The sequence below is a fragment of the Nocardia uniformis NBRC 13702 genome, assembly GCF_001613345.1.
GTDB lineage: Bacteria > Actinomycetota > Actinomycetes > Mycobacteriales > Mycobacteriaceae > Nocardia > Nocardia uniformis.
Genome location: NZ_BDCE01000033.1, coordinates 140952 through 151475 on the forward strand (window position 1 = coordinate 140952; position 10524 = coordinate 151475).

Sequence of the window (10524 nt, forward strand, 5' to 3'; positions counted from 1 at the left end):
ACAACAACAATGGGCGGACCCCCAACCGCTGTACCGAATGGATTCAGTGCGGCTGACGGCCCGCCCCGGAGGCAGAATTACTTGGCGGCGTTGGCCAGTGCCGGTTCCAACTTGTCCAGCAGGTAGGGCAGCGCCAGCGGGGTCGGCTGGTTGATGGCGCTGATCTCCTGCAGGGTCAGGAAGACAATGGCGTCCTGCTGGACCGAGGGCAGCTCGTTGTAGCCGGGGAGCTGCCGGAACTTCTCGTCCATACCGGGCGAGTAGCCCGCGAGCAGCAGATCGGAATCGAGTTCATTGAGCCGTTCCGGCGACAGTGCGAGACGTCCGCCATTGCCGCCCTGTTCGGTCAGGTGGGTGGGAATGCTCATACCGAGCTGGGTGAACAGCTGGCTGGAGGCATCCTTGGGGTCGGTGAGGACCATGAGCTGGGTGGGACCGGACAGCCAGCTGCTGACGAAGGTCTTGCCCTGCAGACCCGGGTACTTGGCGGCGATGCCGTCGATACGGGTGGTGAGGTCATTGACGACGGTGTCGGCGTCCTCGGTCTTGTGCAGCACCTTGCCGAGGGCGCGGACCTGGTCCTGCCACGGGGTGACGGCTTCCTTGGTGAGGCCCGGCAGGGTGGGGGCGATCTGGGAGAGGTCGTCGTAATTCTTCTGCGTCGCGATGAAGGCGTCGGCGAGAATGAGGTCCGGCTCCAGGTTGGCGACCTCTTCGACGAGGTTGCCCTGTGAGTTGAGCGACTTCGCCGATTGCAGCGATTCGGGCTCCCACGCGGGGGCGCTCTTGCTCAGCACGGCGACATTGTCGATATAGCCGACCGGGGTGACGCCGAGGGACTGCAGCGCGTCGAGCCACTGGTTACCCAGGGCGACGATGCGCTTCGGGGTCCCGTCCACCGTGGTCTCACCGTAGGTGTGGGCAATGGTGGTGCTGCCGCCACCGCCTTCGGACGCGTCGTCGGAAGAGGAGCCGCACGCGACCAGGCCGAGGGTGAGCACGCCCGTGAGGACGGCGACGGCCGTGCGCGACCAGCGACGGGTTCGCACCGATTTCATGGTTGACCTCTCATTGCTCAGATGCCCGGCCTTACGGCCCAGCGGAAGGTGAGCCTAGCCTAATTACAACGTGGACCGTCTCACCCCAGGGGGGATCTCAGCGAAACGCCTGGCGTGTTGCGTGGAGATGGAACGCGACGACTGATTTCGCAAGTGTCGGGGTAACTCACCGGGCACCCCCGGAATCGGTTCGACTCCCAACCGACGGCACGCGTGCACGAGTATCAACGGCTCCCAACCGGGCGCTAAAGATTCGGAGAGGCGGAACTGTGACGAACAGGGTGTTGCAATGCGACCCAGTTAGGTTAGGGTTGCCATAGTTATTATTCGTCAGTGAGCGATGGGGAGTGCGGTGCCGGATACCTTGTCCGCCTTCGAGCGGCATCGACTCGTCGACGAATGGGCCAATGGCGTCGAGCTCTCCGGGCATCCGGGTATCTCCACCCTGATCGAGCGTGGTCGTCGCGTCCCGGCCATTCGCACGGCGGTGCGCTGCGGCGCGAATATCCTCACCTATGCCGAACTTTTCGATCGGATCGGTCGTCCGGCGACCGCCGAGCGCTGTGAGCGGTCCATGGATGGCGCGGTCCGGCTATTGGCCGATATCGCCGAGGCCGCGAATTCCGGTGTGGTACTGACACTTTCAGTACCAACCGGTTCACACTCTGCCGCTCCCCGCTCCCCCGCCTCGACCATCGCCCTGCACCCCGACGCCCTGGCCGCCGCGGTGGACGACCGCCGCGCCGTCGCCACCGACTGCCGGACACAGCACGTCGACCGGGCCATGGGCTCCTCCGATGTACGACTGCTCGCCACCGACTGGGCCTGCGCGGATACCGCCGTGGAGCTGCTCGCCGCCCTTGCCGACGGCGCCACCCTGGTGGTGGCCACCGAGGCGCAGCGCCAGGATCCGGCCGCGCTGGCCGAACTGATCGCGACCTGTGCGGCCACCCATGTGGTGGCCGACGCGAATACCCTCAGCCGGTTCACGGATACCTTCGCCCCCACCCTGGCGTCGGTACGGCGCTGGGATGTCACCGGAACCCGTTGCCCCGCCATTCTTCCCGGGCTGCTACGCGAGATCGCGCCGGGTTCGGTGGCCGGATTCGCCTATACCGCGCCCGAATACGCGGGCGTGGCGGCGCGTGGCCCGCTCGACGGCAGCGGTCGAGTACGGCCGATTCCGGGCGCGCGGGTGCTGGTGCTGGATGAGGCGCTGCAACCCGTACCGGCCGGTGGGTATGGTCAGCTCTTCCTCGGCGGTGCCGCACTGGCGGCCGAGGTTCCCGATACCGCAGCGGATTTCGTCGCCGATCCATTCACCGCCGGTGGCCGTTTATGCCGCACCGGCATTTTCGGCCAATGGACCGCCGATGGGTGGCTGACCTTCACGGCGGTCGATTCGATCACCAATTCTGTTGCCACACTGGAGAATACAGTCTCGATTACCGATGTAGGCACCGTCGGCGAAACCTCCGCGGTTACCGAAATCGCCGCCTGAGACTTCGTTTACCCCGGTCCTGGGCGCAACGCGGCGGGAAACCGCGAACAAATAATCCCACAACATTTGCTTGATCCGGCCTGGGGGTGTGATCTCCGGCGATATTGTGGAACTCAGTCAATGGCCGCCCGAACGCAACGCCGCTTTTCGGGGTGCCGTCGATTTTGGTCTCACCGCGCGTAACCGGTGACGATCTCACCATAGGTGCTGAAGTCGTGTGCCGGATTCGTCTGGCCACCAATGCGATGGCACCGGTCGGCGCGACGATCGCCGTATATGTTCCACCTCAGCGGGGTGCGGCCCCGGTTGCAAGCCTACGGGTCCACCCGGAGGCTGACCGAAGCCGAAAACCTTTGGGGTACAGACTATCCGGCCTGCCCGCCGACCGCCACGGCCGACTGTGTTCGGCATTCAGTGGCTGGGATGCCGACAGCGTGTATCTGGAAGGTGGATCATGGCCGCAGAATTTCCGGTGCCCAGTCCGGCACCCTATGCATTGTTCGACTCCTCCGATCGCGAGCGGCTACGTATCGCAATGGTGGTCCCACCGTATTTCGATGTGCCCCCGAAGGCATATGGCGGCGTGGAGGCGGTGGTCGCCGATCTGGTCGACGCACTCGCCGATCGCGGTCACGAGGTCACGCTGCTGGGCGCCGGTGAGCCCGGCACCAAGGCCGCGCGATTCATACCGCTGTGGGACGAGATCCAGGCCGCGCGACTCGGCGATCCGTTTCCAGAGGTCGTACACGCCATCAAGGTTCGGCGCGCGCTGGAGCGCGTTTCCGCCCTCCACGGTCTGGACCTGGTACACGACCACACCTTCGCCGGACCGCTCAACCTCCCGACCTACCGCGAGCTCGACCTACCCATGGTGGTGACCGTGCACGGGCCGGTGGACGGCGATCCCTACATGTACTACAGCGAACTCGGCGAGGATGCGGCGCTGGTGGCCATCAGCGATCGCCAGCGGGAGCTCGCACCCGATCTGAATTGGGCGGGGCGCGTCCACAATGCGCTGCGCACCGAGGATTGGCCGTTCCAGCCGGTGAAGGAGGATTACGCACTGTTCCTCGGCCGGTACACCCCGGACAAGGCACCGCATCTGGCGTTGGCCGCCGCGCACGCGGTGGGCCTGCCACTGGTGCTGGCGGGCAAGTGCGCGGAGCCGCCCGAACAGCGGTACTTCGACGCGGAAGTCGCACCCCTGCTCACCAACCAGGATCACGTCTTCGGCATGGCCGATACCGCCGCCAAGCGCAAACTACTGGCGGGTGCCCGGTGTCTGCTGTTCCCGGTGCAGTGGGAGGAACCGTTCGGCATGGTCATGATCGAGGCCATGGTGTGCGGCACGCCGGTGGTAGCGCTGCGCGGCGGGGCGGTCGGCGAGGTGATCGTGGATGGCGTCACCGGTCGAATCTGCGACGATCCGGCGGAAATGCCGTACGCCATCAAGGAAGTTCAGACCTACGATCCGCAGGCGTGTCGCGACCATGTCCTCGAGAATTTCGGGGCGGAGACACTGGGCCGCGGCTACGAGGAGGTCTACCGGCGCGTACTTCTCGCGCAGCGTCCACGTCGCTCGGGTCGGGTCACCACGCACTCCTGGTCCGGTACTCCGATCCTCACCCCGCCGGTGCGGGCCGCGGGAACCGGTCCCGGCCGTGCCCCGGCCGCCAATAGCCGGGTAGCTGGCCCCGCGATCGGTCGCGGCCCGAACCGTACGCCGGGCGCCGCGGCGGGCCGGGCGGCGGGTCCGGCGCCCAGCCGGGTTCCGGCGCCGATTCCGACGCCCACATCCCGACCGCTCGGAACGAGCTGCGACTCCGGAATGCCGCTCGCCCAGCTGGGAAGCACGCCCGCGGGTGCCGTACCACCGGGTCGAATCCTGGATCCGGCCGCGGCCGTGGTTCCGAGTGATGCCGGGACGGAACCCATTCCGGGCGGCGCCTGCACCCTGGCGCCGGAGATGTCGACACAGCCGGGCCTCGACTCGGCCGACCTCGCCTATCCGGCGCCGAAGACAATCCACCACCCAACCGGACCAGTCGGTAGTTCCACGACCGAAACCGCGTCCACCGGCCGCGCGAATGATGTTGTCGCAAGCGATGTTCCGGGCAGGGGGTGCGGATAGCAGTCTGGCACGATCGTCGCCGGCAGCGCCTCGAGCGCCGGGCCGGGACGGATCGACAGTGTGCCGCTGACGATATTTCTCCGGCGCGGCGGCCGGGACAATCCGGTTCCGGTTCGACGGCCCATCCGTCGGCCGGGGACGGGGAATCCACCGAGATTTCGATGTCGAGTGGGTCCCGAGGGCGCTGCAAGTTCGTCACAGAGCACGGCCGGGGAGCATGAGCTCGGTCGAGGAGTGGAAAACAGTTGGTCTATCAACAGCATTCCGCGCCCAGATCCGCGGCCGGTCACGCACCGGCGCCGGTGAAGCGGGCGCCTCAATTGGAGGTCTTGATGAACGGTGACACGCCCGCAGCACTCAACGCTGGCGAGCCGTCGTCCCTGGGAGGCCGTGGCGGCGCGGTCACCCTCGTGGAGGGCAGCACATTCTGCCTGTCGGATCCGCTCGGCGATATCGAGCAGGGCACCCCGTACGGGTTGTTCTATCGGGATGCGCGGGTGCTGTCGCGGTGGGAACTCCGATTGGATGGACAGCGGCCCGAACCGCTGTCGGTATTGAGTCCGGAGGCCTTCACCGCACGGTTCATCCTGCGTCGGCCCCCACGGGCCGGCGTCGCGGACAGCACGGTCCTGATCGTCCGGGAGCGGCTCATCGCGGACGGCTTACGGGAAACCATCACCGTCGAGAATCTAGGCCGCGAAACCACCGCTGTCGACCTGCAATTGCTGGTCGACGCCGATTTCCTGGACCTGTTCGCGGTGAAGGAGGGCCGCACCGGCGGCGGCCGCGCCGATATGATGGTCGCCGACGTGGAGCTCCTGCTCAACGATCGTTCGGACCGGGCACGCGGACTGGTGGTGTCGTCGTCGGAAACACCCGCGGTCCTGCCCGGTTCGCTGTCGTGGCGCGTGGTGGTACCGGCCGGGAAGCGGTGGCGAACCGAGATCCTGGCCCAGCCCACCATCGGCAGCCAGCCCATCCACGCACCGCTGCGTCCCGGTGAGCGTTACGAGCACAGCGAACCGGGCCGCAAGATCGAAGCCTGGCGCGATACCGCCGCCAAGATCACCGCCGACAATCCCCAGTTGGCCTGGGTATTGGAACGCACCGAAAGTGATTTGGGGGCCTTGCAGATTCATGACGAAATGCGCGGCGGGAGACCGTTCGTGGCGGCGGGTGCGCCGTGGTTCATGACGCTGTTCGGCCGCGACAGCCTGCTCACCGCGTGGATGGCGTTGCCGCTGGATGTGAATCTGGCGGTGGGCACCATGCAGCAGCTGGCCGAAATGCAAGGGACGCGGGTGAATCCGCTGACCGAGGAGGAGCCGGGCCGCATCATGCACGAATTGCGGCGCGGACCGGCCAGTGGCGCGGTACTGGGCGGTGAGACGTACTACGGAACCGTGGACGCCACACCGCTTTTCGTCATGCTGCTGGCGCAGGCGCGGCGCTGGGGCGCGGATGCCGACGCGGTGCAGGCGCTGCTGCCCGCCGCCGATGCGGCGCTGGCGTGGATGTCCGACTACGGCGACCGTGACGGTGACGGTTTCGTGGAGTACCGGCGCGCCACCGACCGCGGCCTGATCAATCAGGGCTGGAAGGACAGTTTCGACGGAATCAATGATGCGACAGGGCATTTACCGGAAGCGCCGATTGCCCTGTGCGAGGTGCAGGGTTATGCCTACGCCGCACTGCTGGCTCGCGCCGATCTGGCCGAGGAATTCGGCGACGAGACCACGGCCGGGCATCTGCGCGACCGCGCCGCCGACCTGCGCACCAAATTCGCGGAGGCGTTCTGGCTGCCCGAAAAGGGTTGGTTCGCGGTCGCTTTGGATGGCAATAAGCGCCGGATGGACGCCCTGACCAGCAATATCGGTCACTGTCTGTGGTCGGGCATCGTCTCCGACGAACACGCCACCCAGGTAATCGCACGCCTGTCCAGCCCCGAAATGGATTCCGGATTCGGTTTGCGCACCCTGGCTTCCACCATGGGTGCCTACAACCCGATGAGCTACCACAATGGTTCGGTGTGGCCGCACGACACCGCCATCGGGGTGGCCGGGCTGCTGCGCTACCGGCATCTGCCCGGAGCCGTCGAACTGGCCACCCGACTGGCGGAGGGCCTGCTCGACGCGGCCGGCGCCTTCGGCGGCCGTCTGCCCGAACTGTTCTGCGGCTTCCCCCGGGGCGAATTCCCGGTTCCGGTCCCCTACCCCACCTCCTGCTCACCCCAGGCATGGGCCAGCGCCGCACCGGTATTGCTGGTGCGTTCCTTCCTGGGTCTGGAACCGGATGTCCCGCGGCGCACCCTCACGGTGTTGCCGCATATGCCATTGCGGTGGGGCAGGGTGGAACTCACCGACCTGCGTCTGGGCGGTGCGATCATCGACCTGGCCGTCGAGGGTGATCGGGTCACGGCGACCAACCTTCCGGACAATTGGAGGTTGATTACGCACTGATCGGTGGGTGCGCGAGTCGATGCGCGATATCGGACTGGGCTGACGCCGTCGGCACTGCCCTCCGGCCCTATAGGGCGTCGGCCAGCGCGGCCACGGCACGCTGCCACAGCGCGGTCAGCCGGGTGGCGTCGGCCTCGGTGCAGAGGGTGTCGCTCCAGCGCCAATTCGTGGTCAGCGCTGGACCTTCCGGGGTGGTGCCGATACCGGAGATGACGTCCAGGGTGTAGCGCAACGGCAGGTCGGGCTCCGGGTCCAGCGGTAGTGACTCATTGAGGGTGCCGGTGAGCAGGGACCAGGAGTCGGGGTGCTGGCCGCTGAGATCCACTCGGCCCAGGTAGTTGAATTCGATCTGCGGGTGTTGGGCCGCGACCAGTTCCGGGGTGCGGGTGGCGTAGCGGAGTACGCCGTAGTCCAGCCCCTGGTGCGGGATGGCTGCCAGGTGGGCGGTGACCGAGTGCAGGAGCGCGCGGGCCGCCGTCGGATCCTGTTCCGCGCGTTCGATGTCCACGGTGGCCGCACCGGAGCCGAGGCGGACCGGGAAGACACTGGTGAACCAGCCGAGGGTGTTGGAGGTGTCGGTATCCAGGTCCGTGTCGGCGCGGCCGTGGCCCTCCAGCGCGATGAGCGCACCCGCGGTCGGGTCCTGGTCGCGTTCGTCGCGCCAGCTCGCCAGGGTCATGGTGAGGGCGGTGAGCAGGAATTCGCGCACGCCCTCCTCTCTGGTGAGGGAGGCCAGAATGCGTTCGGTGACGGCGACCGGCGTTGCCGCGGTGGCGACGCGCAGCGAGGACCAGGTGTCGGTGCGCGGATCGGGAACGCGCGTGCCGACAGCCGGGTCCGGACCGGCGAGCTGGCCGACCCAGTAGTCGCGCTGGGCGAGTACCTCCGGTTCGGCGGCACGCTCCCACATGCGGCGGGAGAACTCGCGGTAGGAGGTGACCTCGGGCAGGATCTGCGGCTGCGCACCGGAATCCGCCTGCGCCCACGCCTCGGCGAGGGCGGCGAGCATGATGTGCCACGACACCACGTCCACGGCCAGGTGGTGCACGGTCAGGAGCAGCACCTCACCCTCATCGGTGCCGGTGAACCACACCGCCCGCACCAGATCGCCGGTGCGCGGGTCGATATCGTCGGTGACCGACCGGGCGGCCGCGTGCACGATCGGGCCGAGTTCCAGACCGGAATCGCCGGCCCCGTCGATACGGGACTCGATATCGGCCGCGCGCTCCGAATCGGGGCCGTGGGCGGAAGCCACCAGAATCTCATTGGCCCCCAACTCGATCCGGGTCAGGATGTCCGCGGCACGAACGCCACCGGGAGCACGGGTGACCAGGCGCGGACCGTCCGGAGTGTCGCAGAGGCGGGCGCGGAGGGTGTCGTAGCCGTCGAGAATCGTTTGCAGGGCCGATTCCAGGTGCGCACCTTGGATATTCGCGGGCAGGCGCAGCAGGGCCGTTTGGGTGAAGCGCCGGTAGCTGCCGTACTCGTACATCCAGGAGACCACCGGGAGCGGCTGGATCTCGCCATAGTCGGCGGCATCGGTTGCGGTGGTCGTGGTTTCGGCCGAATCGAGGGCGGCGGCCAGTTCCCGGATGGTGGGGGTGGCCAGCACCATGCGCGGGGTCAACGAGAGACCGCGGCGACGAGCCTTGTTGACCAGGGAGATGGCGACAATGCTGTCCACACCCAGGGCGAAGAAGTCATCGTCGAGCCCCGGGACGCGGCCGTCGAAGAGTTCGGCGAGCACTTCACCGAGCGACTTTTCGGTGGGGGTGCTGGGGGCCGCGGCGGCGGTATCGGCGGTGAGGGCCCGTTCGGCCAGCGTGGACAGGGCGTGGCCGTCGAGTTTGCCGTTGGCGTTCACCGGGAGCCGATCCAGCACCAGGATGCGTGCCGGAATCATGTAGGCGGGCAGGCTCTCGGAGAGGGCCAGGCGCAGGCGGGACGGGTCCACACCGCGATTCGGCCGACCGACGGCGAAACCGACGAGACTCGCACCTCCGGCGCGCCGAACCACGGTCACTGCCGCGGTGTCGATTCCTGGCAATTGCCGTAGCGCGGTCTCGATCTCACCGATTTCGATGCGATAGCCACGCACCTTCACCTGATCGTCGGCGCGACCGAGGTACGCGAAACCATTGTGCGGCAGGCGGCGGACGAGATCGCCGGTGCGGTACATGCGGCGGCCGGGGCGGAAGGGGTCGGCCACGAAGCGGTCCGACGTGGTGGCGGCGCGGCCGATATAGCCGCGGGCCAGCTGCGGTCCGGACAGATACAGTTCGCCGATCACACCGCGCGGCGCCGGACGCAGCATGGAATCCAGGACATAGCCCGACATTCCGGCATTCGGGGTCCCGATGGTGGGGGTATCGAACGCGGCGACGGGAGCGACGACCGCTTCGACCGTGGTTTCGGTCGGGCCGTAGCAGTTGTAGACGGCGGTACCGGACAGCGCGCGCAGCCTTGCCCACAGCGAGGCATCGATGGCTTCACCGCCCAGTGCGAGCACGGGCAGTTCACCGTCGACCAGTCCGGCGGTATTCAATTGCGCGAACATCGACGGGGTGGTGTCGATCATGTCGATGCCATGCGCCTTCATACCCTCGACCAGACGGTTCGCGTCGCGCATCTCCTCGGCGTCGAACAGGTGCAGGGTCTGTCCCGCCAGGAAACCCACCATGGGCTGCCAGGAGGCGTCGAAGCTCAGCGACCACGCGTGCGCGATCCGCAGCGGACGACCGAGCCGGGTCATGGCGGGTCGGTAGACACGGTCGTAGTGGTCGGCGAAGTAGGCGATGAGTGCGGCATTGGTGCCCGCGACACCCTTGGGTTCGCCGGTGGAGCCGGAGGTGAAGATGAGGTAGGCGCACTGGGCGGGGTGGCGCAGCACGGTGGGTACCGTCGCGGGCCGCTCCGAAATGCGTTCGACCACGGCGGGATCGTCCAGCACCAGCGGCGGCGCGGACCGACCGGCGAGGTCTCGGGAGTGGGCGTCGGTCAGTACCAGGGTCGGCCGAGCCTGTCGCAGAATGGATTCGATGCGGGTGGCCGGGAGGGTGATATCCACCGGCACATAGGCCGCACCGGCGGCGAGGGCCGCGAGCAGTCCGATAATGGACTGCGTCGAGCGTGGCATTAGCAGGGCGACAACGGTTTCCGGGCCGACGCCGTGCTCGGCGAGTTCATTCGCCAGTCGGATGGCGGCATCGCGCAGTTCACGATAGGTGAATCGCTCGCCGGAACTGGTCTGTAGCGCAATCCCGTCGGGCCGGGCCGCTACTTGCTTCTCGAACAGCTCCCACACCGAGCTCGCGCTGGAATTCGCAGCGGCAGCGGCAATTGCCGCGACAACTGAATCCTCGACGGTCGACGGCC

4 protein-coding genes and 1 pseudogene are annotated in these 10524 nt (G+C 67.4%); 3 read left to right on the forward strand and 2 right to left on the reverse strand.

What is annotated here, in order from left to right; all coding sequences use genetic code 11:
* Window positions 1-77: 77 nt before the first annotated feature.
* Window positions 78-1058, reverse strand: a complete 981-nt coding sequence (locus NU1_RS09505; protein WP_067519462.1) for an ABC transporter substrate-binding protein — start codon at window positions 1056-1058, stop codon at window positions 78-80.
* Between the two features lie 352 nt (window positions 1059-1410).
* Here NU1_RS09505 and NU1_RS09510 point away from each other — a divergent pair, with 352 nt between their 5' ends.
* From NU1_RS09510 to NU1_RS09520, 3 genes and pseudogenes are all read left to right on the forward strand, one after another.
* Window positions 1411-2559 carry an AMP-binding protein gene (locus NU1_RS09510; protein WP_169815028.1) on the forward strand — a complete coding sequence of 383 codons (1149 nt, stop codon included), beginning with the start codon at window positions 1411-1413 and terminating at the stop codon, window positions 2557-2559.
* Window positions 2560-3010: 451 nt separating this feature from the next.
* Window positions 3011-4138: pseudogene (locus NU1_RS43125) on the forward strand (glycosyltransferase family 4 protein); the annotation flags it as partial.
* An 884-nt stretch (window positions 4139-5022) separates the two neighbouring features.
* Window positions 5023-7149, forward strand: coding sequence for an amylo-alpha-1,6-glucosidase (locus tag NU1_RS09520; protein WP_067519495.1), 2127 nt, complete (start codon window positions 5023-5025; stop codon window positions 7147-7149).
* Window positions 7150-7216: 67 nt separating this feature from the next.
* Here NU1_RS09520 and NU1_RS09525 read toward each other — a convergent pair.
* The coding region (locus NU1_RS09525) for a non-ribosomal peptide synthetase (RefSeq protein ID WP_157552067.1) at window positions 7217-10524 on the reverse strand (3308 nt) is incomplete at its 5' end.